Annotated in this window: 27 protein-coding genes; 5 read left to right on the top strand and 22 right to left on the bottom strand. The window is 35.2% G+C overall.

The window, feature by feature from the left end; all coding sequences use genetic code 11:
• Together EVJ48_08890 and EVJ48_08895 are read left to right on the top strand one after the other, a co-directional pair.
• Positions 1 to 314: DUF86 domain-containing protein (locus tag EVJ48_08890; protein ID RZV37417.1), on the top strand; the 314-nt coding region annotated here is incomplete at its 5' end.
• A gap of 79 nt (positions 315 to 393) precedes the next feature.
• Positions 394 to 597 carry a hypothetical protein gene (locus EVJ48_08895; GenBank protein RZV37418.1) on the top strand — a complete coding sequence of 68 codons (204 nt, stop codon included), beginning with the start codon at positions 394 to 396 and terminating at the stop codon, positions 595 to 597.
• A gap of 7 nt (positions 598 to 604) precedes the next feature.
• On the opposite strand, the gene EVJ48_08900 is transcribed toward EVJ48_08895, so the two are convergent.
• The 15 genes from EVJ48_08900 to nifH all read right to left on the bottom strand — a co-directional run bounded on the left by EVJ48_08900 (position 605) and on the right by nifH (position 13,560).
• Entirely contained in the window at positions 605 to 1,396 is a 792-nt protein-coding gene (locus tag EVJ48_08900) for a class I SAM-dependent methyltransferase (GenBank protein RZV37419.1), read from the bottom strand.
• Positions 1,397 to 1,472: 76 nt separating this feature from the next.
• Entirely contained in the window at positions 1,473 to 1,841 is a 369-nt protein-coding gene (locus EVJ48_08905; GenBank protein RZV37420.1) for a PIN domain-containing protein, read from the bottom strand.
• A 29-nt stretch (positions 1,842 to 1,870) separates the two neighbouring features.
• Positions 1,871 to 2,077, bottom strand: a complete 207-nt coding sequence (locus EVJ48_08910; GenBank protein ID RZV37421.1) for a hypothetical protein — start codon at positions 2,075 to 2,077, stop codon at positions 1,871 to 1,873.
• Positions 2,078 to 2,778: 701 nt separating this feature from the next.
• Positions 2,779 to 3,186, bottom strand: coding sequence for a P-II family nitrogen regulator (locus tag EVJ48_08915; protein ID RZV37422.1), 408 nt, complete (start codon positions 3,184 to 3,186; stop codon positions 2,779 to 2,781).
• A 107-nt stretch (positions 3,187 to 3,293) separates the two neighbouring features.
• Positions 3,294 to 3,611: a P-II family nitrogen regulator gene (locus EVJ48_08920; protein ID RZV37423.1), complete on the bottom strand. Its 318-nt coding sequence runs from the start codon at positions 3,609 to 3,611 to the stop codon at positions 3,294 to 3,296.
• Positions 3,612 to 3,655: 44 nt separating this feature from the next.
• Positions 3,656 to 4,282, bottom strand: a complete 627-nt coding sequence (locus EVJ48_08925; GenBank protein RZV37424.1) for a response regulator — start codon at positions 4,280 to 4,282, stop codon at positions 3,656 to 3,658.
• 54 nt (positions 4,283 to 4,336) lie between these two features.
• Entirely contained in the window at positions 4,337 to 4,735 is a 399-nt protein-coding gene (gene nifX, locus EVJ48_08930; GenBank protein RZV37425.1) for a nitrogen fixation protein NifX, read from the bottom strand.
• An 87-nt stretch (positions 4,736 to 4,822) separates the two neighbouring features.
• Positions 4,823 to 6,175, bottom strand: coding sequence for a nitrogenase iron-molybdenum cofactor biosynthesis protein NifN (gene nifN, locus EVJ48_08935; GenBank protein RZV37426.1), 1,353 nt, complete (start codon positions 6,173 to 6,175; stop codon positions 4,823 to 4,825).
• A 56-nt stretch (positions 6,176 to 6,231) separates the two neighbouring features.
• On the bottom strand, positions 6,232 to 7,590 hold the full coding sequence (locus tag EVJ48_08940; protein ID RZV37427.1) for a nitrogenase iron-molybdenum cofactor biosynthesis protein NifE: 1,359 nt from the start codon (positions 7,588 to 7,590) through the stop codon (positions 6,232 to 6,234).
• 87 nt (positions 7,591 to 7,677) lie between these two features.
• Positions 7,678 to 9,099, bottom strand: a complete 1,422-nt coding sequence (gene nifK / locus EVJ48_08945) for a nitrogenase molybdenum-iron protein subunit beta (protein RZV37428.1) — start codon at positions 9,097 to 9,099, stop codon at positions 7,678 to 7,680.
• A gap of 63 nt (positions 9,100 to 9,162) precedes the next feature.
• Positions 9,163 to 10,599 carry a nitrogenase molybdenum-iron protein alpha chain gene (nifD, locus tag EVJ48_08950; protein RZV37429.1) on the bottom strand — a complete coding sequence of 479 codons (1,437 nt, stop codon included), beginning with the start codon at positions 10,597 to 10,599 and terminating at the stop codon, positions 9,163 to 9,165.
• Between the two features lie 64 nt (positions 10,600 to 10,663).
• Positions 10,664 to 10,954: a 4Fe-4S dicluster domain-containing protein gene (locus tag EVJ48_08955; GenBank protein RZV37443.1), complete on the bottom strand. Its 291-nt coding sequence runs from the start codon at positions 10,952 to 10,954 to the stop codon at positions 10,664 to 10,666.
• A gap of 54 nt (positions 10,955 to 11,008) precedes the next feature.
• A complete protein-coding gene (locus EVJ48_08960; protein RZV37430.1) occupies positions 11,009 to 11,785 on the bottom strand; it encodes a class I SAM-dependent methyltransferase in 777 nt (258 codons plus the stop codon).
• Entirely contained in the window at positions 11,758 to 12,681 is a 924-nt protein-coding gene (locus EVJ48_08965) for a radical SAM protein (protein RZV37431.1), read from the bottom strand. The genes EVJ48_08960 and EVJ48_08965 overlap by 28 nt, the downstream gene beginning before the upstream one ends.
• An 18-nt stretch (positions 12,682 to 12,699) precedes the next feature.
• Positions 12,700 to 13,560, bottom strand: a complete 861-nt coding sequence (gene nifH / locus EVJ48_08970) for a nitrogenase iron protein (protein RZV37432.1) — start codon at positions 13,558 to 13,560, stop codon at positions 12,700 to 12,702.
• Positions 13,561 to 14,183: 623 nt separating this feature from the next.
• Here nifH and aksA point away from each other — a divergent pair.
• Positions 14,184 to 15,323, top strand: coding sequence for a homoaconitate hydratase (gene aksA / locus EVJ48_08975; GenBank protein ID RZV37433.1), 1,140 nt, complete (start codon positions 14,184 to 14,186; stop codon positions 15,321 to 15,323).
• Positions 15,324 to 15,374: 51 nt separating this feature from the next.
• On the opposite strand, the gene EVJ48_08980 is transcribed toward aksA, so the two are convergent.
• Both EVJ48_08980 and EVJ48_08985 read right to left on the bottom strand, forming a co-directional pair.
• On the bottom strand, positions 15,375 to 15,803 hold the full coding sequence (locus EVJ48_08980; protein ID RZV37434.1) for a hypothetical protein: 429 nt from the start codon (positions 15,801 to 15,803) through the stop codon (positions 15,375 to 15,377).
• A 122-nt stretch (positions 15,804 to 15,925) separates the two neighbouring features.
• The gene (locus EVJ48_08985; GenBank protein ID RZV37435.1) at positions 15,926 to 17,227 is read right to left on the bottom strand and encodes a hypothetical protein; all 1,302 of its coding nucleotides are present in this window, start codon (positions 17,225 to 17,227) and stop codon (positions 15,926 to 15,928) included.
• Between the two features lie 236 nt (positions 17,228 to 17,463).
• On the opposite strand from EVJ48_08985, the gene EVJ48_08990 reads away from it, so the two are divergent.
• The gene (locus EVJ48_08990; protein ID RZV37436.1) at positions 17,464 to 18,618 is read left to right on the top strand and encodes a GNAT family N-acetyltransferase; all 1,155 of its coding nucleotides are present in this window, start codon (positions 17,464 to 17,466) and stop codon (positions 18,616 to 18,618) included.
• Between the two features lie 50 nt (positions 18,619 to 18,668).
• Here the strand turns inward: EVJ48_08990 and EVJ48_08995 are convergent, their stop codons facing one another.
• Complete coding sequence (locus EVJ48_08995; GenBank protein ID RZV37437.1) at positions 18,669 to 19,211, bottom strand: hypothetical protein; 543 nt, start codon at positions 19,209 to 19,211, stop codon at positions 18,669 to 18,671.
• A 70-nt stretch (positions 19,212 to 19,281) separates the two neighbouring features.
• On the opposite strand from EVJ48_08995, the gene EVJ48_09000 reads away from it, so the two are divergent.
• A complete protein-coding gene (locus tag EVJ48_09000) occupies positions 19,282 to 19,608 on the top strand; it encodes a DUF721 domain-containing protein (GenBank protein ID RZV37438.1) in 327 nt (108 codons plus the stop codon).
• A gap of 22 nt (positions 19,609 to 19,630) precedes the next feature.
• Here EVJ48_09000 and dnaJ read toward each other — a convergent pair whose 3' ends face one another.
• From dnaJ to hrcA, 4 genes are all read right to left on the bottom strand, one after another.
• On the bottom strand, positions 19,631 to 20,728 hold the full coding sequence (dnaJ, locus tag EVJ48_09005; protein ID RZV37439.1) for a molecular chaperone DnaJ: 1,098 nt from the start codon (positions 20,726 to 20,728) through the stop codon (positions 19,631 to 19,633).
• Between the two features lie 104 nt (positions 20,729 to 20,832).
• Positions 20,833 to 22,758, bottom strand: coding sequence for a molecular chaperone DnaK (gene dnaK / locus EVJ48_09010; GenBank protein RZV37440.1), 1,926 nt, complete (start codon positions 22,756 to 22,758; stop codon positions 20,833 to 20,835).
• Positions 22,759 to 22,867: 109 nt separating this feature from the next.
• A complete protein-coding gene (locus EVJ48_09015) occupies positions 22,868 to 23,545 on the bottom strand; it encodes a nucleotide exchange factor GrpE (protein RZV37441.1) in 678 nt (225 codons plus the stop codon).
• A 92-nt stretch (positions 23,546 to 23,637) separates the two neighbouring features.
• The gene (gene hrcA / locus EVJ48_09020; protein ID RZV37442.1) at positions 23,638 to 24,720 is read right to left on the bottom strand and encodes a heat-inducible transcription repressor HrcA; all 1,083 of its coding nucleotides are present in this window, start codon (positions 24,718 to 24,720) and stop codon (positions 23,638 to 23,640) included.
• Positions 24,721 to 25,200: the final 480 nt, after the last annotated feature.

The following is a 25,200-nucleotide window of genomic DNA, read 5'->3' on the forward strand; positions in this document are numbered from 1 at the left end:
CAATTTTATTACGGTTTGAACCGGTCAAGGATGTTTCAGATTTTACCGATTCGCCGGCAGGAATGGAAAAATTAGATTCTATCTGCATGCCGCTTATAGCAATAGGCGAATCCCTCAAGAAGCTTGACAAAATTACGGAAGGAGAACTTTTTAAAAAATATCCTGATATTGAATGGAAAAAAGCGATAGGCATGAGAAATATTATTAGCCATCAGTATTTTGACATAGATGCCGAGGCCGTGTTTCAGGTATGCTATATAGAAATACCCCGTCTGTCAAAAACGATTGAAAAAATGATTAAAGATATTAAATAAATCTGCTGCCTTTAATTTTCAAAGAAAATTATTTAACGGTATTAAATGAATTTTTATATAAACAGTTTGAGGGTTCTATATGAGCAATGATGAATTTACCAGATTAAGGGACGAGATAATAAGGGTGGGACATAATGCCGTAAGAAATGCGCAGAAAGAAAATCTTAAAATGGGAATTCCCAACGTCTATAGTAGAAACGGCAAACTTTACTACGAACTTCCGAGCGGCGAAATTACGTCCGAAACGCCGGACATTTATAAAAATTGCGACGATTTATCATAATTTAGATTTATAAGACATACGCTTCAACCTCCAAACGAACCATTTTTACATTAATATTGCCTGATTTATCTGTTGGATGGTCCATTTTATAAGATTCCGATACTTCGTCAAGAAAAGTTTCCCTTAATGTTTCAGGCAAGCAGTCCGTAAATGGAAACCATGTAGTCCTTAACCAGCCTTTAAAACTTTCTTCTCCGGCATGTTTAATATTCTTTTTAGTCAATTCCAATCGTAGAGGCTTAAAATTATTTTCCGAAAGCCATATCTCGTAGTCTTTTATATCGTAAAAATAATACGGCGTAACGAAATTATTGAAATACTTACTCCAATCCGGTTTGTTAAGGACTAATTTAACGGTATTCAAAACTTCATCCACATTGCCGCGTCCGCCCATTTGAAATAAAATTCTGCCTTTCGGCTTAAGGCAGGCATGAACTTTTCTAAGAACGTAGCTATGGTCTTTTATCCAGTGAAGACAAGCATTAGAAAAAGCAATATCAAATTTTTTAGAGAAGTTAATCTCTTCTGCATCCATTCGATAAAATGTCAGATTTTGGAATTTATCGTTTGAAAATTCTTTCGACGCTAAATTTATCATATTTTCGGATGCATCTATGCCGACTACTTCTCCTTTTTTTAGTATCTTAGATAATTTTGCGCTTATTTTTCCGTCTCCGCAGCCTATATCGAGTAAGGATTCACTGCCGGTTAAAGAAAGTTTTTCGATAAGTTCTTCGCCTAATTGCAACTGGCATTGAGAATTCTTTGCGTAATCTTCGGCATTCCAGTTATGCTTCATAATTAACCGCTGTTTTTTATATTAATGATGGAATTATTAAAGTTTAAGATTAAAAAACATTAGAAATAAAGTTTATTTATTTGAACGGATTGACAATTTTCAATTGTTCTTCTATCTCTTGTCCTGAATTTAAATCTTCTGAATACAAAATATCACATTTGTTTTTCAATGCGGATGCTATTATTGTACTATCCCAGTATGAATAACGGTATTTAGTCCTGATTAAAGATGCCTTAAGCAATATATCTTTAGAAAAACTAATAATCAAATATCTTTTATAGCAACTGTCGATAAATTCGATTACACTGGGTTCATCAAATCCCAGTTTTTTAAGCATATTATTGCTAACTTCGTTGATTACCTGAGTGCTGACGGGCAAAATCATCCAATAACAGAATATTTTTTGCAATTTCATGTTTTTGCGGGTCAATGTCGGAAAAACCATAAAGAAATATGTTTGAATCAAGAAAAATTTTATCTTTCATTTGCTTCTTCTCTTGACAATAAAGAAATGCATCCGGTTAAATGCGCAGGGTTATTAACCGTTTTAAAAATAAAATCTTTATTATTGCCGGTTTCATTATCCAATATTATGACTTTTGCTTTTTTTGCATTATAATATTTCCTAGGCAAACGGATTACGCCGTTTTTTACCTCAGCTTCAAATTCCGTATTCTGCATATTTATTCACCTTAATAATTATAATATTATATATAGCATTTATTTATTAATTATTATTATACTGTTTTTTTTGCGTATATTCAATAAACAGGCAAATAAACTGGAGAATTACAGCAAATCATGGTCTTTTTGCACACAATAAAAGCAGGAATTTATTTCTGAAGGTCTATCTATCATAATTATAAGATTATAGTTTTTGATTTTTTTCTTGGATAGTCTTAAAAACATTTCTTCTTGTGTTCCTTCTTATTCGCAAAAGACGGATAAATGATTTTCGACCATTTCTTCAGTTAATCCAATATATCCGCCTTCTGGAACACATTTTTTAATTAAAAGTATTGATAAGGATGTCGGCCATAATCATTCTAACTCCGGAGGTAACCGCATCGAATATGTTGCCATCGCCTCAACCAAGCTTGCGCGAGGACTCTACGTCTTCCACGCCGACAGAGTTAGAATCCTGTATCCTGTATTGCATCAGTATTATCTCATTATCTGCCGCCGTTATTTTGTCAATAAGTTTTTTATTTATTTTACGCTGCATGCGCCGATTCTTTTACCGGTAATTTCGATATTTGAATTAGCATTCATCGTCCTGCCTTGATATGTGTTGATAGTATTGATATGTCCGTGCATATGCATTGTTGTATGGGTTAGAAAATATTCAAAAATAACATGTTGCCTCATTATGCCGTTCATACTCAACTTATCGCGTAAAGTCCTTCTTCCGCCGTTCTTATTCTTTCGACAAGACTCACAGGAAGAACGAATATTTTCCCGTCGCCGTAATGTCCGGTTTTATTTACCTGTATTATAGTTTTTACGGCTCTGTCCTTATCTGCTTCTTTGATAGATAAGGACAACATCCTTTTCGGAAGGAAACCGTAATCGTTATCCGGTATGTTTTCTTTATTATTTATTAGATTTAAACCGGGGTCTAATTCGTTGGCAAGTCCTCCCCTGCCTTTCTGTTTGCCTCTTCCGTGTATAGAATAAAAAGTTATCTGGTCGAAACCTTCATTGCTTAAAGCCTCTTTTGTTTCCTGAACCTTGTGCCGCCTTATTATAGCTATAATTTCTACTACGTTTTCCTGAAATTTAGATTCCATAAAAACCTCATTAATTAAATTAAATAATTAAGATAAATAATTCAACAAATAAACAATAAATAAACTGTTTAATACATTCGCGCCTATAACTATGTAAGATAATATTTTTACAAACCTTCGGCTCCGGTCCTTACGGTGTAAGCATTCGATACCGGTATTACAAAAATTTTTCCGTCGCCTATGTGTCCGGTTACAGCATTTTCCTGAATAATATCGCAAACCTTGTTTGCCTCGCCTTTATTAACGACTATCATTAGCTCTAATTTCGGCAGTTCGTCGTAAACCACTTCGCCTACTTTAATTCCTTTTTGTTTTCCCCTACCAAAAACATGCATCTTGGTTACGGAAACAAACCCGTTTTCTTCAAGCGCCTTAAGAACGTCTTTTTCTTTTTCCGGTCTTATTATAGCTCTTACCATTTCCATAAAAATCTCCTTTTCAAATAAAAATTTGAATTTATTTTATTAAGTTAAAAGTTATTTTGTATTTTATTGCCGTCCGTTAAAATAATCGCCCTTGCTATTTCTTCTATAGGACGGCCGCTGTTCATGCTTAACTTCTGCAATCTGCTATGCGCTTCTTTTTCCGAAATATCTTCTTTATTCATAAGTATATTTTTTGCTTTACCTATTAATTTCCTGCCTTCTATATACTGTTTTAAATTTTCGTTTTCTTTTTTGATATCCTGAAATTTTTTAAAATTTTCTATAGCAATTATGGTCTGGGCTAAAATTTCGCTTTTTTTCGCCGGCTTTGTTATGTAAGAGAATGCTCCCGACCCTCTTAAAGATTCGACGTAATAATCATAATCTTCTAAACCGACTGCGCCCGCGGTTAAAAAAATAATAGGAACCGGCGTTTTCTCCATAATCTTTTTGCAAGCGGTAATTCCGTCCATTGACGGCATCTTTATGTCCATGAATATAATATCGGGTTTATGCTCTTCTGCCGCCAATACTGCCGCCGCACCGTTATCGGCTTCGTATATATCCGTCGTGACCGAATTTAAAATAAGCTTAAGTTCTTCTCTCCTTTCTTTTAAATCGTCCACTACTAAAACTTTTATATTTAAATTTAAATCTTTTTCATCTTCCATGCTTTATTAAGTTGCAATTTTTATGCCATTGTACCAAATCCGTAATTTTAATTTTTATGCAACTTGCCCGATTTCTTTTTCTTTTAAAATAATTTTTTTTAACCATGGGGGCGGATTCTTAGACAAAACGTCCCGAAGTTCTTCCATAACGTCGTCAATCTTTAAAGGTGCGGGCTTTGCTCCTATTCCCTTTTTAACTACCGGATATATGCCGGATTTTACTACTCTCGCAGCTGCCGTCCCGCCTATGCTTTCTATGAAAATAATTTTTACGTCCATCAATTTTTCTATCTTTCTATCAATTTTATTAAGTTCTTCTGCCTCATCTTCAAAATATCTGTTTTCCAAAAATTTAAATCCGTCCATATTTATTTCATAAATTGCAAAATTTTTAGCCCATCCAAAATGGTCATTGATTAAAATATTATCATTTGTCGCAAAACCTACTTTCATTTTAACCTCCCTCCCCACGATTTTTATTAAATTTAAATTATTCTTACGTTTAATCTTATTAGTTATTATTTGTTAATTATCGTTTTTTTACTCGGTAAAAAGTAAATTTGCGCTTTCGATAACAAGATTTATAGCGCCGTCATACAATATATAATGCTTATAATTATGTCCTATTTCGTCTATTATCGGGAACCCTGCTTTAAGCAAAGGTATGTCTAAATTTTCGGCATAAAATTTTGCGTTTGAATTTGAAACTATCATATCTAAGTTTCCGCAATTATCGAGTAAATCCAAATCGCCTTCCGACAAATCTAAAAATCTGTACTTAATATCGTTTACGGCTTTTGTCGTTATTCCAAGTTTTAAATTTGCTCCGATTTCCGAATAAATAGCGGAAAAAGAATCTAAAAGGTCTATACCGAGGGCTAAAGCTATTTCTTTTCCGGAAAAATAAAAATGCGCATCCAAATAAGCATCCATCATACGTCTTCTCTGCCTTTTATATTTTTCGGGAATTTCTTTTCCGCTAGCTTTAGAAATAAACTTAAAAAAATTATCGCTGTTTTTCAGTCCGCATAAATTAGAAAAATAATATGTCTTTAAACCGGTTAAGTCTTCAATATTCTTAAGAGCGTCTTTAAGGCTCAAACCTATTATTAAATTAAATTCGCCGCTAAAGATATTAGTTAAATCTTTTGCGTCTAAACCGCCGGTCGTAGTTTGCAGATAACCTCTTTCATCTAAATGTCCGTCTAACGACATGCCTAAATCAGGTATCATAATAGGTTTTAAATTAAAATCTTCTAAAGTTTCACGAAGTTCTAAAAAATCCTGCGGCGTAAACGAAGGCGGACAAAACACGTTAATACTTTTTGATTTTTTATAAGAACAGTATTCTTTGTTTTTATCTCTCGCCTCCGTCAGCAGTGAGAGCATTGCCGATAGATAGCCCTCTTCAAATCCGTCTTTATAATCCGGAGTACTTGCATAAATTACGTTAGAAAAAGGGATATTTTGCGCGTTTTTAAAATCTTTAAATTCTTTAATAATCCTTGCGATATCTTCGCCTTGCGTTTCCGTAAGACCCGACGAAGTTACGCCTATAAAATCCGGCTTCATTTTTTCGTAAACATTGTTAATTCCCGATATTAGAAAATCTTTGCCTCCGAGTATTGCGCCTGTTTCGTTTAAAGCACTCGTAACTATCGGTATATTTTCCCTGAAGTGCTTCGTTAGCGTGACCTTGTCGAAACTTGCACAGCCAACGGCTCCGTGCATCAGGACGACGGCATTTTTTAATCCTAGAAAAAATACGGCAGCGCCGAGCGACGAACTTGTTTTTAAAGGATTAATTTCTATATTTTTAAGTCTATTCGCCATATTATTTACCATAATTTTACCCCTTATATTACCTTGCCTTAAATTTTTGTACAAAGTCATATAAAGTCGCAATAAAAGGAACCTGAAGTCGATTATTCATCTAATTATTTTATTGCTCATCCAATAGATTCTTTCAGCAATTTAAAAAGCGGACTTTTAATTTCCGAATAAATTAGTTTTGCCATGCATTCAATACCTTCATAAGACACATACGGCTGCAATCTTTCCTGATTTACGTCTAAAAACGGAATGAGCGATTTTATTGCCGTATATTGATTTCTGCCTCCAGCAAGTATGATGTCGGCATTATTTTCCCTTGCTATTTTTATAAGATTTACGGGATTGCCGTTATCGAGCATAATTATATTACCGTTTTTATCGAATTCCTTAATTATTCTTAATTTATCTTCGTCTGTACTTTTTTTAATGCCAGTAGCTATAACCTTTAAGCCTAAGTCGTTAAGCGCCGAAATCATAGACCAGCTCTTGACTCCGCCGGTATATAAAAGAACTTTTTTGCCGGTCAAAAATTTTTTATACTCATAAGTTTTTTCTTCGGTTTTTTTCGTCATGATTTTAATATAATCTTTCGTCTTTTTTATCAGTTCCATATTGCCTATTGCATTTACTATATCCTTAATCGCCTTATTGGTTGACGTCATGCCGAAAAATGATTCTTCAATGTAAGGAATTCCAAATTTTTCTTTCATTTTTCTCGCAAGATAAACTAATGCTTTAGAGCAGATTACTACGTTAAGTTCCGCTTTATGCGAATACATTATTTCCTCTATCGTCGAATCGCCGGTAATAGTAGAAAGAACGTTTATTCCTATCGATTTCAAAGCTTTTTTAATTAAAAACAGTTCGCCTTTTATGTTATATTCGCCTATTAAATTGATATTAAATTCTCCCATCAAATCTATTTTCGGCTCTTTTTTCCCTATAATATTGGTAAAAAGAGCATCGCCGGCAATTTTATTTCCTAAATTTTTATTGCCGGAAAATCCCTGCGATAATACCGGAACGACAGGAATTTTAAGTTTGACGGAAAGTTCTTTAGAAACTCCTTCGATATCTTCGCCGGTAAGCGCAGGAACGCACGTATTATAAACGAATATTCCTTTAGGTTTATATTTGTCGTAAGCATAAATTGTGCCCTGCCTTAATTTTTCTTCAGAGCCGAAAATAAGGTCATTTTCATTAATAGCGGTCGTTAAACCGTACATATAGTAATTCTTTCCCTTTTCCGCTTTAGACGTTCTCTGGTTATAGCTGTTTCCTAAACAGTTGATGGGCGCATGCACTATATTTAAAGCGTCTTTTATAGGACTTAAAACTATATATGCCCCGTCAAGCGCGCATCCTCCCGTAGATGACCCTGGCGCCGCAGTTTTGCACGCTTTTTTCTCTTTTGCGACTCCGTTATGTTCGCATGCCGGCTCGTCAAAAAATTCTTCTTTTACGGCTAAGCCCATTTTATCTCACTTCCTTTATTTTTATTTTTACGTTATTTTCACAAATACTATAATATATTACTATGACAGATTTCTTCGCATCTCAAATTATCTCATAAGTTCAAAATGCGCATCATCGCACGTATCGTCCAAGATATCCATAAATTTATTAACTATCCATGTCGTTAAATTAATTACTCCGCTGTAGCCATAAATCGGATATCTGTGTATATTAACTCTGTCAAATATCGGATAACCGATTCTTATGTGTGGAACTTTGGCATCCCTTGCAGCGAACTTTCCGTGCGAAGGCCCTATAAACATATCTACCGGCGAAGTCATTACTAATGACCTTAAATGCCATAAATCTTTATCTATATAAACTTCGCCCTCGCTTTCCGAATAAGCAGAAAATAAATCTTCAATCTCTTTCTTAAAATCTTCGTTGCCGTTTGAACATAATACGTATTTCGGTATTCCGCCCATTTCCAAGAGATAGCCGGTAAGCCCTACAAGCATATCGGGGTCGCCGAATATAGCAAACTTTTTCCCATGAATATATTGCTGGGCATCGGTCATAGAATCTATGGCTTTTCCTCTTTCATCTTCTAATTCCTTAGGAACTTCTTTATCCGATATTTCTGAAAGCGTCATTAAAAATTCATCGGTGGCTTTAATTCCTATCGGGCTTTTAACTATCCTTACATCCTGTCCTAGTTTCTCCGACAGCGTTGCAGAGGTCTTTTTTGTCGAATATTTTTGCAGAACGACGGTAGCCTTATTATTCAGGCAATTTTTAACGTCTTCAAGTTTAGTCGCGCCGTCCGGATACATTTTATACTCGCCGTTTAAAGGACTGTCTAACGTGTTTGAATAATCGGCAAGAACAAGAAAATTAATTCCGAAAATTTTTAAAATTCTTTTGACTTCGTTTATATTGCCAATCGTAGTTTCAAAACCAGGAATTATATTGATTATATCGGTTTTAGCGGCATCCGTTTTTTTGCCGAGAGTTTCGATTATCGCATTAAGCATACTGTCGTAACCTTCGAGATGCGAACCTACAAAACTCGGAGTATTTGCATACGGCGCCGCTATATCATCGGTTAAAATACCTTTTTCTCTTGCATTGCCGACGATAGAACCAAGGTCGTCTCCTATAATTTCAGACATGCAAGTCGTAGATATCGCAAACATTTTCGGCTTATACAGAGCCGTTGCATTTTTAAAGCCTTCAAATCCGTTTGCCTGCCCGCCGAAAACGGCGCCGTCTTCGGTTAAAGACGTGCAGACCGCCGCAAAAGGCTCCCTGAAATGGCGCGATAAATTATTTCTGTAATATGCGACGCAACCGTGTGAACCGTGAACGAAAGGCATTGTATCTTCGAAGCCTGCGGCGCACAGTACGGCGCCAAGCGGTTGGCATGCTCTTTCCGGATTTATTACTATAGCTTTCCTGTTGAAATTTTTCTCTTTATATTCCTCGGTATTCATCCAGCCTTTTATCTTTTTTACTTCTTCTTTTTCCATAATAAAACCTCCGGTATTATTTTTATAATTTTAATTACTTAACTTAATAAAATATTATTCCTTTTATTTTTTCCAGAGCGGCTTAACTAATTTCCAAGACGGACTGTTTATAGCAAGATCCATATCCCGAGCAAAAATTTCAAATCCGTCGTAACCGTGGTACGGCCCCGAATAATCCCACGAGTGCATCTGCCTGAACGGTATGCCCATTTTTTGAAAAACATATTTTTCTTTTATGCCTGAAGCGACTAAATCGGGCTTAAGCTTGTTTGCAAGTTCCACAAATTCATACTCGTTCATGTCGTCTGCGACTATCGTTCCGTTTTCGACTTCTTTCGTAGTTCTTTCATAATCGTCGTTGTGGGCAAATTCGTATGCGGTAGAAACTACTTTCATTCCTAAATCTTCATAAGCTCCGACTATATGGCGCGGCCTCAAACCGCCGACTAAAAGCATTACCTTTTTTCCTTCTAATCTGGGACGATATTTATCTATAACCGCCTGCATTTTTGGTTCATAAGCCTTAATAACCTCTTCAGACTTTTCTTGTATATTTTCGTCGAATAATTTAGCTATTTTTCTTATGCTTTCTTTTATTTTCGTCGGACCGAAAAAATTATATTCTATCCACGGAATACCGTATTTTTCTTCAAAATGAGTCGCTATATAGTTCATCGATCTATAACAATGCAGAAGATTATAATTTACCCCGTGAGTTATCTTCATTTCTTCTATCGAACCGTCTCCTGACCAGTGCGCAACAACGTTTAAACCCATTTCTTTAAATATTTTCATTGACGACCAGACATCGCCTCCTATATTGTAATCCCCTAATACTGCAACATCGTAAGGCGTCTTTTTGCTGTCGTCGATTTCTCCTTTTCCTACCACAAAATCCCTTATAGAATCGTTGGCTATATGATGTCCGAGAGACTGACTGACACCCCTAAATCCTTCGCACCTTACCGGAATCACTGGAATACCTATCTCCTCCCCCATTCTTTTTGCGACGGATTCAATGTCGTCGCCTATTAATCCAATAGGACATTCGGATTCTATGATTATTCCTTTTGCCGTGGGAAAAAGCTCGTGCAACTCCTTAATCGCCTGTTCTAATTTTTTGTCGCCGCCGAAAACAATATCTCTTTCCTTAAAATCGGTAGTAAATTGAAAAGGAACGAAATTTTCGACCGCCGGTTCGCCTTCCGCTAAGTTTCTTCTGGTTCCCCAGCTGTAATGGCCGCATCCTATCGGACCGTGGCTTATATTGATAACGTCTTTAACCGGCCCCCATACGACACCCTTTGAGCCTGCATAAGCGCAGCCTCTGGGAGTCATAACGCCGGGGAGGGATTTTACGTTTGATTTTGCGACGCAGGTTCCGCATGTTTCTTTATCGTTAATGCCGATATGTTCTTTTCTGTTTTTCTTTGCCCTTTCGGAATAAACGCTAAGAATATCTTCTACTATACTTTCTTGCTCCTTAAAATTAACCGCCATTTTAAACTCCTTATTTTTTATATTTAGTAAATTTATATTTAGATACAAATATTGTTCTTTAATATTAATTTTTACCGAGCGGCGAAAACTTATGCAGATGCATCGTCTTGTTCTTGGGACAAACTTTTTCGCAGCAGGTATCGCCTATGCAATTATCTAAATTATCTATCTTTACTATCATTTTATCCCCGTCGTCTTCAAATACGTAAACTCCGCCCGGACAAACTTTTATACACCTTCCGCACGATATACAGTTCGCATGGTCGAATTCTATTAGAAAATGCGGAACCCATTTTGCCCCGGAGCGACGCGGAGCATTTACGTAATTATCTATTTCGCCGGAGAAACCGTCCATAATACTCATATTTTCTTTCCTCCCATTTTATACTTTTATATATATACCTTATCTTTATAAATTTAGTTTTTTTATAGTTATTTTTAAATCGAGTCCGTCGTGTTCTATTAACGCAAATTTATCCAATCCGGCTTCTGACAAATGATTTCTATATTCTTCTAAGTCTAACGAGCAGTTCAATTTACGTCTGAGCGATTTTACTTTTTGGGGTTTCATATATTTAGTCAGCTCGGCAAATTCGTCTTCAGGAATATCTTTTCTGAACTCATATATAAAAATTTCCCCGCCGTGACTTAAAACCCTATACATCTCTTTAAGGGAATCGATCTTATTTTCTAAACATTTATAAGTTCCTTTCAATAAAATCAAATCAAATTTTAAATTACAGAATGGCAGGTTTGCACTGTCGGCAATCATATATTTAAGTCTTGGTTCATAATAATGCAAATAATCCGGCTCTTTTTCAAACATTCCAATCGGCCCGCCATCCGTTTCAAATTCCGCACGAAAAATATAACTATTCTTTAACGATTTATTAACAGCGTTATTTGCATGATTTATCATAACATGAGATTTATCGACGCCAATAACCATGGCACTAGGCAAAACTTCGCTTAATCTTCTCGCTATATAACCCGGTCCGCATCCTAAATCTAAAATATTTCTAGGATTATAGGAGATATCGTTTAAAATTTTATCGACAAACGGTGCATAATCCTCTATCATTTTGATTTTAGTATCGCTGGTGGCTATATAAAGCTCTTCATCCTGAGAAAAACTTAAACTTTTCGAAAGTTTGCACCCTAAAACTGCATCTTCTTGCATTCGCATTTTAAACCTCCTTTCTCAGAAATTAGCTTGCCGCTCAAATCTTCGCTTAAAAGTCCGGCAGCATCGGAGCGGCACTGCCTGCAATGCTCCATTATATTTATACCTTCAATGTCTTTGGTTATATCCGTAACGTCTTTTTTATCTGCGCCTTTTACTCCTATTTTTTCAAAATAAGACTTTTTTGCAGGAATCATAGGCATAACGTTAAAAAGATATACTCCAAGTTTTTTTGCTTTTTCTGAAATATCTTTTATGTGAAAATCGTTTATACCTGGTATAAGAACGGAATTAATTTTTATCGTAAACCCCATTTTAATTGCGCTTTCTATACCTTTTATCTGTTTTTCAAGCAATATTTCAGCAGCATCTTTATCCGTATAAATAATATTCTTATAATCGACGTATCTGTAAATCTTGCTGGCAACGGAAACGTCTATGGCATTTAGCGTTACCGTAATAAATCTTACGCCCATATCAAGCAGTTCTTCTAAATTGTCGCTTAAATTTAGACCGTTAGTACTCATGCATAGAATAATATCCGGAAACTCTTTTTTGACAAGCCCGAACGTCTTCAAAGTATTCAAAGGCTCGGTTAAGCTGTCGCCGGGACCCGCAACTGCGGCTACGCTTATATCGCCGAAAAACCTTTTTACCTCATATATCCTGCTTACCGCTTCTTCCGGCAAAAGCAGACTTGACGTTACCCCCGGCCTGGATTCATTCTGGCAGTCGTAGTCTCTGTGACAGTAGTTGCATGAAATATTGCACGATTTAGCAACCGGTAAATGAACTCTGCCATAACTTTTCGACGCTTCCTTATTGAAACAAGGGTGTTTGGAAATTTCCGTCGTAAAATTATTTTTAATACTATTATCGTTATTTTGATAGTTATTCATATATTAGTTTCCTTAAAATTATACGGCTGCGTTTTTTCCGTCGGTAGTCCTTTCGTATTCCTCCATAAAACCGTACTCCATCATATGGTCTTCAAGTTCCTGCATGCTCATAGGTTTCGGTATAACAAACATATCGTTTTCTTCTATATTTTTTGCAAGCGTTCTATAAACGTCGGCTTGCGCGCAATCTTTATCGTGTTCTATAACGGTCTTCTTTTTTATTTCCGCCCTTTGTACGACGTTGTCTCTTGGAATAAACTGTATCATCTGCGTTCCGATTTTTTTTGCAAACGCTTCAACCATATCCTTTTCGTTGTCCACGTTTCTTGAGTTGCATATCAGCCCGCCTATACGCACTCCGCCTGTATTAGCATACTTAAGGACGCCTTTGCATATATTGTTTGCCGCATAAAGCGCCATAAGCTCTCCGGAACAGACGACGTATATTTCTTTTGCGTAGGCTTCCCTTATAGGCATCGCAAAGCCGCCGCATACTACATCGCCCAAAACGTCGTAAAATACATAATCGAGATCTCTTTCGTACGAACCAAGCTGTTCAAGAGTGGTAATGGACGTAATAATTCCCCTGCCTGCACATCCGACGCCGGGCTCCGGTCCGCCGGATTCTACGCATCTTACTCCTCCAAATCCTATTTTAAACACGTCTTCTTCCGTAACGTTCTCCTGCCCGACATCCCTAACGGCGTTTAAGACGCTTTCCTGACTTTTTCCGCCTAGAAGCAGCCTCGTGGAATCGGCTTTTGGATCGCATCCTACAAGCATTATTTTATTTCCTCTTTCCGCAAGAGCCGCTAAAGTATTCTGCGTCGTGGTGGACTTTCCGATACCGCCTTTTCCGTAAATTGCAACCTGTCTCATTTCTTCTACCTCCAAATAAAAATAAATTGTTTTTTTAAAAACAAAAACGCCGCAACTAAGGAGACAAAAACTTAACGAATGCTTTAAGTGGTTTAAGTCTCTTTAATTGCGGCGTCATTGCCGCATGCGCTCATTTGCGCTTTATTTAAAATAGATATAAATTTAATATTTATTACGTTTAATAACTAATCCTCCAATAGTGTTTTAATTCCATTTCTTAAATTTCTTTATGTTTATTTTATGATTTGTTTCTTGATTTAATTTATTGCAATATTCATGCCAAAGTTTCTTTTCAATCAAAAACTACTTATAATTTACGAATTTATAAACTTTTTCATAAATTTAAAAAGAAATAAAAATAATTTGTGAAATAAATTTGCTTAATATATGAACACGATTGATTAAATAAAAAGCAGATAAAAACAGAAAACGGTTTAATTAAAATCAAGGGGCATATTTATTTATTCTTTTACTCCTGTTTGCTTTTGCGGATATGCATATAATAGAAACGGTAAGATTCATAAGATTTATTATTTGCAAAAAATAAATAAATCTGTCCCCTTTAAAATACCCTTTAAAAAGACGACTAAAATTATGGCATAAATTATGCATTTGCAAAATGTATGAATAATATATTAGAGAATATAATTATAAACGATACGACTCTCAGGGATGGAGAACAAACTGCAGGTATTGTTTTTTCTGCGGACGAAAAACTGCTTATAGCTAAAATGCTTGACGAAACGGGTGTTAATGAAATAGAAGCGGGAATACCGATTATGGGAGGAGATGAAAAAAACGCGGTAAAAAAAATAAACGAATCTGGGCTCAATGCAAAAATAATCGGATGGAACAGGGCAATTACCGAAGATATTTATTCGTCTTTAGATATAGGGCTAAAATTTATACATGTATCGGTTCCGATATCGAAAATCCATTTAGAATATAAACTTAAGAAAAATTTTGAATACGTAAAAAATAACCTTATAAATATATTAAAAATATTAAGCAAAGAAGGGGTAAAATATTCGGTAGGAGGAGAAGATTCTTCCAGGGCGGACTTAAAAACGATAGTCGAGATTATGAAAATTGCCGAAAACGAAGGAGCATATAAATTCCGTTATTCGGATACGGTAGGCATATTAAATCCTCTTAATATATACAAAGATATATTAAAAATCAAAAACGGCGGAAAATTTAAAAATATAATACTTGAAATTCATACGCATAACGACTTTGGAATGGCTGCCGCAAATTCAATAGCGGCATTAAAAGCCGGAGCAGATTCAGTATCGGGAAGTATTTCCGGTATTGGCGAAAGAGCCGGAAACTGCGCGCTTGAAGAAGTCATAGCTTATCTTAATTTTATAGAAAACCGAAAAATTAAATTTGATTTTATAAAAGCAAAAAAACTGGCAAAATTTATAGCAAAAATTACAAAGAGAAAAATTCCCGTATATAAACCGATATTCGGCAGAAATATTTTTTACCACGAAGCCGGAATACATACCGACGGAATATTAAAAAATCCGCTTAATTATGAAGCATATCCTCCTGAGTTGGTAGACTCAAAAAGAAAGCTGCTTACGGGAAAACACGGCGGTTCCGCCGCAATAAAATATAATCTGAATAAACTTGGAATTAAAATAACAGGCAAAGATGCCTCAAGTATGCTGTCCGTTGTAAAAAAAGAATCTTCTATTTTAAAAAGATGCCTGACCGATAAAGAGCTGTTATTTTTATATAATTATAAATTTAAATAATTTTGGAAACATGCGTTGCAACACTATGCGCTCTATATTAAGCCAACGACTTTAAAAAATACTGTTAATTAAATCATCTCCTATTCCAAATCCTGCGCCCATTTCTATAGCCTGCCCAAAGCCACTGCCGAGAAGCGAACTGAAAAATCCTTTTTTTTGTTGCGGTTGCTGTTGTTGCTGTTGCTGATACTGTTGCTGCTGATTAGAGTAACCTTGATTTTGAACCGGCTGGGTAAAACACTGGTCGCTAACCTGTGGAATATTTTGATGTAAAGTCTGCAAAAAAGAAAACATTTGATTTTGCTCGCTCTGAACGGAAAGAGCTATATCTTTAAGGTCTAAAAGCCATTCGCGGGCATCCTGATTTCCGGAAGACTGTAATTTTTGTAACTTAGCCGCCAAGTTTTGTATTTTATCGCCGACGCTGTTTGCCTCTGATTGTAATTTTTGATACTCCGTATCGATTATCGCATAATCCATTATTTTACCTCCAATAATTCATATTAATTAAATATTATTTCACTTTATAGTTTTGACATATTATTATACAACTTTTTCTTTATAATTGGAAATTTATAAAATTTTAAATTTCCGCCGAAGTATTAAGAACTAACTTCCGTTATGATTTCAGCTTCAGGTTTTTTCTTTTTATATTTGTGCGAACCATACCAAACGCCGAAAGTTAAAAGAACATTCGTCGCTATAATTACCGTAAACGCATATTCCGGAAATTTAGACGTTCCGTGAATACCAGCGTTTAAAGGCATATATGCCATAATAGCCGTAGCAAGCGCCCTGCCTATCATGGACAACATAAAAAATTTTTCTTTTTTAACGTCTTCAACATTATCAGTAGAAACGGAAGTCCTGTCTGAAGCCGGAACGGGATTTTTTTTTAAATTCGACAGTTTAAAAATAACCGATACGGCTATATATCTCGAAATTATTATAAGCAGGATTATTACAAAAAGCCTTATAAAAAATTCTACTCCGACGTCAGTCAATTCTACCACAACTCCAAGAAACACGAAAAAAACCGTACGAATTAAAAAAGAAAATTCATGGTTAAATTTTTTTATGACGGAATTTTTTATGCTCATTTTAAAAAAATTTAACTTTAGCTTGGTTAAAAGTTCTTCATTACCCATCATTATCCCGAAAACAAGTATGGCTATGGCTCCGTTTCCATGGATATAGTGCATAATAAGAACTATCACAAGCATTGCGGCAAAAGTAACGGAATATGCAAACTTCGTATTGGTTAAAAATTTTAAAAGCGAATACCATATTATTCCAGCTAATACTGCGACTAATGCAGATACGGCAAATGAATAAAGCGTCTGCAGGGCAATTCCTCCAATGCTGAAACTTGCAGATGAATTTTTTGCTATTTCTATTAAAACTATTAAAATAATTATTGCAAAAGCGTCGTTGAACGTGGATTCTATAGCTATTACCGTCTTGCTTTTTTCGGTCGCATCGATATTCGGCAATAAAGGCATTATAACCGTCGAGCTTGAACATGAGACTATAACCCCAAGCATTAAAGACTGCATTAAATCCCCGCCGTCCGTTACGTAAAACGCTCCTCCTACAAATATAATAGAAAGCAAAAGTCCTATTATTATCAATATCATGGAAAGATACGACGATTTAAAAACCGTTAAAAAATCAAGCTCGATACCGCCCTGAAACATTATTAAAACTAAGACTAAGGTGCTTAAATAAGGCGCAAACGAAAGAAAAACGCTTTGATTAAATATATGGTAAATAGGCCCTAGTAAAAGTCCCGCAGTCATTAAAAAAAGAATGGAAGGAATTTTAGTGTATTCAAAAAGTATTTCGCCTATGAAGCCGATGATTATAATCAGCCCAAATATACCGATAGCTATGCTTGGAGACATTTTTAAAAATTAAATAATTAATAAATTTGATAAATAAAAATGCTATATTTATTTTTATTTTATGTCGGAAATATCGTTTATATTATATATTTTTTGACTTTCAATATCAAATTTTATATTTTGCATATTTCTTATTTCATTTTTTTCAATATGTTATTAAACTTTCAATATGCTATAATTGGATAGCGAAATTTTATGAATTTTATAAATTTTTTTTATAACTCCGCAAATTTAGAATGATAAAAATAATACAAAACATAAATGAACTCGAATCTATAGAATCCGAATGGAACGATTTATTCGAGGAAAGTTCCGGTTCTAATGTATTCCAATCTTTTGATTGGAACTATATATGGCTGAAACATTTTTTGCGAAAAAACGATAATATCTTTATAATCGCCGTTTATAACGATAAAGAAAATGGAAAGCTTGAAGCTATAGCGCCTTTTTTTATAAGAAGATTTTTTTTGTTTTTAAAATCGCTTATGTTTATAAGTTACGATTATTCGGATTATTTAGATATTATAATAAGAAAAAACTGCGACAAAGAAAAAATTTATGTTGAAATATTCAATACCGTCTTATTAAAAAACAAATCCAATAAAATTGCCGATATAATATATCTCAAGCAAGTTTCAAAAAAAACTTTAAATCTTATATCCGAATATTTACAAAAAATAAAAAAAATAAGTTTAAATTTCAAGGAAAGCGGCAATTGCTATTATTTTAACCTTCCCGATAATATAGAAGAATATATGAAGCGATTTAATTCTAAACAGCGATATAACATTTTAAAAAGAGTCGAAAAAGCCGACGACGTTAATATAAAATATTCTGCCTGTTCGTCTGTAAATACATACAAATCTTTATTTGAAAAGTATTTAAATATTTTTTTTGAACTTCACCAGAAAAGATGGCAAGGTAAAGGTAAAAGGGGCGTTTTTTATAATGACGACATAAAAAGTTTTTTTAAAGAATTATTTATTTCATTATTTAATAAAAACAGAATTACGCTATCGACTCTTAAAATTAATGACGGCAATATTATCGCTTCGGCAGTCTGTTTTGATTATGCGGACAAAAAACAGATATATTTGCCCGGATTCGATACCGCATATTCAGGCTATCATCCGGGCATAGTTCTAATTTATAACGATATAAAAGAATCTATAAATAAAAAATATAAAGAACTTGATTTTTTAAAAGGCGGTGAAGAATATAAGCAAAGATTCGGCGCGGTAAAAAGAGAAAATTATAAATTGTATTTATATAAAAATAAAATTTATTTTTATATTTATAAAATTAATATATTTTTTGAAAATGAAGTTAAGGAAAAAACCGTTAATATCGTTAATAAAATGTTAATTTTTTTTAAAAAAAATAAAAACTGAGATTTTATAAGAAATATATAAAGGTCGGAATAAAATATTCTATCTAATAGTTAAAAGGACGATAATATTTCGGATACCGCCGGAGGAAGAAAACCTGCGCTAATAACGCCGTAATGAACTAATAATGAAAATACAAAAAATAAAAACACAATCCCCAATAGTATTACCATTGAAATCTGGAACGGGGAAGCGCCTTTTTTTTCGCTTGACTTTTTTTTACCGCCGCTGACGTCTTTAACGATGTCGGGTTTAGCGGACTCTTCCGCTACTGCGCTGTTTATCTCCGATACAATAGACTTCATAAAGTCTTCCGGTATATCGGAAAGATTATTATTATTAGTTTGGGCGTCGTCTTTTTCGGGCGCGGCATTACTCGATACACTTTCAACGCTATTAGCATCTATAAATGTTTTATTGGTTTTTTCGTCTGCGCTGCTTGAAAACACGGCGGTATTATCTTTAACGACTCCCGTTTTTTTATTAAGCGTAAAAACGTTAGAGCAAACCCTGCATTTTACCTTGATATCGCCGTCGGGAATAAGCGCTTCGTTTAATTCGTAATGCGTTCCGCAATAAGGACAATTAATATCCATATGACTTTAATTTTAATTTTAATTTTAATTTATTGAATTTTTTTGTATTATAAGCAATAATATTACAATAATGAAATTAAATCAACAATTAAATTTAAAAGAAGTCCTGCTTGCCGCATTAAAAAGCAAATTGAATTCGTCCGACTATTGCGCCCTTTTATTATACGAGAAATGGGAATCGATATGCGGAAAGGAAATAAGCGAAAAAACTAAACCCAAATCTTTATACAAAAACGTTTTAACGGTAAGCGTCGAAAATCCGGTATTAATATTTGAACTTGGATTTATAAAGAACGAATTTATAACAAAAATAAATGAATTTTTCTCGTCCGAAATAAACGGTTTGCATTTAGACAAAACGATAAAAATTAAAAACATCCGGTTCGTAAATAAATAATTATATCAATTAATTATTATGTTTATATTATAGATTTTATCTTGTCTAAGAAAGATTTTTTAAGCGGATGCGTTTCTTCTTTATTTTCTGCCGCAAGTTCTTCGAAAAGTTTTTTTTGTTTATGAGTAAGATTGGTCGGCGTTTCAACTACTATGTTAATATACTGATTCCCCCTCTGTCCTCCGCTGATTTTCGGAGCCCCTTTTCCTTTAATGGTAAATTGTGTTCCGCTTTGAGTTCCGGGCGTTATTTTTATAGTAGATTTTCCGTCAACGGTAGGAACTTCTATTTCGCTTCCAAGCGCAGCCTGCGAAAAACTTATAGGCATAGAAATAAAAATATCGCTGCCCTGCCTTTTAAATAAACTGTGAGGTTCAACCGTGATATCGACATAGAGGTCTCCGTTGGGACCGCCAAAAAGTCCCGACGAGCCTTCTCCCGACACCTTAAGCCTGTTTCCGTCGTCGATGCCCGCGGGTATTTTGATATCGAGTTTGCGCTCTTTTATTACCCTGCCTTCGCCTTTACATGCCGGACAAGGATTTTCTATTATCTCGCCTTCCCCGCCGCACTTATAACATGTCCTCGCAATAGAAAAGAAACCCTGCTGCTGCCTTATTTCGCCGGTGCCGTGGCACACAGGACAAGTAACTCTGTTTGTGCCTTTTTTGGCGCCCGTTCCTCCGCATGTAGAACATGTTTCATATCTGTTGTATTTTATCTGCTTAGATACGCCTAATAATGATTCTTCAAATTTTATTTTTACGCCGTATCTTAGATCTTCCCCACGCTTACGTCTTGTTTTTTTATTTGACTGCGAAAAAATATCGCCGAAAAAATCGCCGAATATATCTCCGAAACCGAAACCGCCCCCTCCGCCCGAAGCAAATGCGCCGACGCCTTCATGTCCGAATCTGTCGTATGCCGCTCTTTTCTCTTCGTCGCATAAAATACTGTATGCCTCGTTTATTTCTTTGAACTTTTCTTCGGAATCTCCGTCGCCCTGGTTTTTATCGGGATGATATTTTTGAGCCAGCTTTCTGTAAGCCTTTTTTATTTCATCTGCGTTTGCGTTTCTGTCTATTTCTAAAATTTCGTAATAATCTCTTTTATATGCCATATTTTATTTAATTGAAATAAATTTATAAGTATTTTCGGAAAAACCTCCTTTGCTTTATTTTATAAAGCAAAGGAGGTTGCATTAATTTTTATATTTTGTTTAAATTATTCATTCTTTTTGTCTTTTACTTCTTCGTATTCTGCTTCTACCACGTTGTCGTCGGCAGGTTTAGATTGCTGTTCTTCCCCGGTGCCTGCACCGGTTCCGGCAGTTCCGGTTTCAGCCGCAGTTTTCTTGTAAATAGATTCTGCTATGCTATGCGACAACTTTTCTAATTCTTCCGTTATGCTCTTTATAGATTCTATATTATCTCCCTCTAAAGCCTTCTTAGCCTCGGCTATTTTTTCTTCCGCCGCCATTTTTTCTGAAGATTCTATTTTATCGCCGGAATCTTTCAATGTTTTTTCTACGGAATACACCAATCCGTCTAAGTGATTCCTTACTTCTATCAATTCTTTCTTTCTTGAATCTTCGTCTTTATGAAGTTCGGCTTCTTTAATCATCCTGTCTATTTCTTCCTTTGACAATCCGCTTGAAGCGGTTATCTTTATAGACTGTTCCTTGCCCGTTCCAAGGTCTTTAGCTGAAACATGCACTATACCGTTTGCGTCTATATCGAACGTAACTTCTATCTGCGGAACTCCTCTTGGAGCCGGCGGAATACCGGTCAATTCAAACCTTCCCAAGCTCTTATTGTCGGATGCCATTTCTCTTTCGCCCTGCAGAACGTTTATAGTAACTGCGGGCTGGTTATCGGCCGCCGTCGAAAATATCTGGCTTTTCCTAGTCGGAATAGTCGTATTTTTTTCGATCAATTTTGTGCTTACTCCGCCGAGCGTTTCTATACCGAGAGACAGAGGCGTAACGTCAAGCAGTAAAACGTCTTTAACGTCTCCCTTGAGAACGGCGCCCTGAATCGCGGCTCCGACTGCGACGACTTCGTCGGGATTAACTCCTTTATGGGGTTCCTTACCGAAAAATTCCTTAACCGCCTGTTGGACTTTCGGCATTCTGGTCTGTCCGCCGACAAGCACTACTTCGTCAACCTGAGACGTATTTAAACCCGCATCCTTTAATGCAGTTTTTACAGGCGACATAGACCTTTCGATTAATTCACCCGTAAGCTGTTCTAATTTTGCACGGGACAGTTTCATATTAAGATGTTTAGGCCCGCTTGCGTCCGCAGTAATAAACGGTAAATTTATATCCGTTTCGAGAGAAGACGAAAGTTCGATTTTTGCTTTTTCAGCCGCTTCTTTTAATCTTTGAAGCGCCATTTTGTCTTTTCTTAAATCTATGCCCTGGTCTTTTTTGAATTCATCGGCTATATAGTCTATTACTTTCTGGTCGAAATCTTCTCCTCCTAAAAAGGTATCGCCGTTAGTAGATTTGACTTCGAATACTCCTTCTCCTAGTTCCAGTATCGATATATCGAAGGTTCCTCCGCCTAAATCGTAAACGGCTATTTTTTCTTCTTTCTTTTTGTCTAATCCGTAAGAAAGGGACGATGCCGTAGGCTCGTTTATAATCCTTAAAACATCCAACCCTGCTATTTTGCCCGCATCTTTAGTAGCTTGTCTTTGCGAATCGTTAAAATATGCCGGAACGGTAATAACCGCTTCGGTTACGGGTTCTCCGAGATAATCTTCCGCAGTTTTTTTCATCTTAGTTAAAATAATAGAAGATATTTCCGCAGGAGAATACTTCCTTCCTTTAATCTCAACCCAAGCATCGCCGTTTTCGCTCGACACTATTTTATAAGGACATACCTTTTTAAACGCCTGAACTTCCGGAGAATCATATTTCCTACCGATAAGCCTTTTTACTGCGTAAACGGTATTTTCAGGATTAGTAACGGCCTGCCTTTTTGCCGCCTGCCCCACCAATCTTTCTCCGCTGTCGGTAAATGAAACAACTGAAGGCGTTGTCCTTGCTCCTTCAGAATTTGCTATTACGGTAGGTTCTTTGCCTTCCATAACCGCAACGCAAGAGTTTGTAGTTCCCAAATCGATTCCTATAACTTTTCCCATGGTTAAATTCTCCTTAAATCTATATGATTTTAATTTTTTATCTATTTCCTATTTTTTATTATATCTTATATTTAAACAATAAATAAATATAAATGTAAATTTATAAAATTTAATTTTTAGATTTGGCTATAGAAACCATAGCCGGTCTCAAAAGCCTGTCTTTAAACATATATCCTTTTCTTTTTTCTTCAATTATAGCTCCATCGGGTTTTCCTGAATTTTCTACCATTTCCACGGCATCGTGAAAATTTGCGTCAAAATTTTTTCCGACGGTTTCTATAACTTCAGCTCCGTAATTTTTTAAAATTTTAATAAATTCTTCGTATGCCAATTTGACCCCTTCCACGAAAGATTTTAAATTTCCGGAAGCGTCCTGTTCTATATATGCCGCGGAGTGGCTTATAGCCAGATCCAAAAAATCGAGAACCGGCAGCAAATCCCTTAATATTTTTTCGTTGGAATATTTTAGAGCCTCTTCTTTTTCCCTATTGTTTCTTTTTCTAAAATTTTCCATTTCGGCTAAACTCTTAAGATAGTTTGCATTTGCTTCATCGTTTTCTTTTTTTAAATTTTTAAGGGCATTTTTTAAATATTTTAAAGTTTTTTCAGCTTCAACGAGATTTTTAGGGTCGGGAATCATGTCGATATCGGCGTCCGTTTCTATAATTATATTCTCCTGTCCATAAGGTTCCGCTTCCATCTTTTTGCCTAATTCCGATTCTATTTCGGAATCGCCGGCTTCCCCCTTTATTCTTTCATATTCCATATTTTCTTCGTCTAAAAGCATTAAATATATCTCCTTTATTTAATTTGAACGCACGCAATAATTTTAAGTTAGTTAAATTTGTCTATTTTTAATATTTTACATAATATTTTATTTTATATAATGCCACCTAAAAATTCAGATACAAAATCTATTATAGGAATAACATGGGAATAATTCATTCTTAAAGGACCTATTATTCCTATCGACCCCCTAATCATATTTGTTTCGCTCATATAAGGCGCCGTTATAAGAGAAAGACCTGATATTTCAGACCACTCTTCTTCCGAACCTATGAATATCTGTTTTGTTTTGGAATTTTTAGTATGCCCGAGAAGTTTTATTATATTTTTTTTGTCCGAAATTGTCTTTATAAGAAATTTTATCTGTTCGTTATTGGAAAATTCGGGCTCTTCCAATAAATCTCCTTCCGGGCCCACGAAAAGACAGTTATCGTAATGCTCATATTCCCAATAATCCGACACGTTTCCAATAGAAGAAAAAATTTCCATATTTAAAATAGAATAAAAATTTTCCTTATCGCTATACATTTCTTCTATTATTATTTCTTTTAACTCGTCTAAACTGCAATTTTTCTTTTCGATTATTTCGTTTAATTTATTAGAATAGCGCGTTAGTTCGTTTTGTTTTATATCTTTAGTTATATAAAACGATTTATTTTCCGTAACGCCGTTCGCAAAAACTATAATAGCAAGTATATTTTTTTCTTTTATCCTGATAAATTCTATATGTAGAAGATTAGCTTCGGACATATCCGGCGCCAGAACTACGCCTGCATAATGGGACAAATCGGAAAGCAGTATGGAAACCTGATTTAATATTCCGTTTAAATCTTTTTTTGCCGAAGTTAATCTTATTTCAACATCTTCTTTTTCTTTAAGCGAAATTTTTTCTGTCTTCATCAAACTGTCGACATAAAACTTATATCCTTTAGCCGTCGGAATTCTGCCGGCGGAAAAATGCGGCTGATAAATATAGCCTGCTTCTTCCAGCGAAGCCATAATGTTTCTTATAGAAGCCGAACTTAAATTAAGCTTGCTGTTTTCGGCTATAAATTTAGAGCCTACCGGGTTTGCCGTTCCGAAATACCCTTCTATTATACCGAGCAGTATTTCTCTGCTCCTTTCGTTTAAATCGTTATAATTAAATTTTTCTGTTTTTTCTTCTACAGTTTTCATATATATTTACAATAAATCCCTACAATTCGGCAACTAAACTAAAATAAAAATTATCTATAATTATTTGCCGCCGATTAGCACTTAAACATATAGAGTGCTAATTATTATTTAACCAATATTTTAACATTTTGTCAAGTTTTATTCTATTAAATGTTGTCAACTTTTAATTTGTCTATTGAATTTAACTTTTAATTTGTCATAATATCTTTGTATTATTATTTTGCTTTTAATACGTTTTATTAATAATCGCAATCAACCTTCATCACCCCCTTTGCCCCTTTCTAATATTATAAACGGCAAGCCGCAAGGTTCAAGGGCGGCTTCAGCCGTTTACGCAAGTTAGACGCTTATTGTTGCCAACCCTTGAGCCTTGCTTTGTTGCCGTTTTATTTTATGTTTAAGGGGCAGGGGGTTAATATGTTTTCCTGTTTCATCGTAAACGCCTATCGTTTTATAGCCGTAGGATATTGATATCCTGCC

Source organism: Candidatus Acidulodesulfobacterium acidiphilum (assembly GCA_008534395.1).
GTDB classification, from domain to species: domain Bacteria; phylum SZUA-79; class SZUA-79; order Acidulodesulfobacterales; family Acidulodesulfobacteraceae; genus Acidulodesulfobacterium_A; species Acidulodesulfobacterium_A acidiphilum.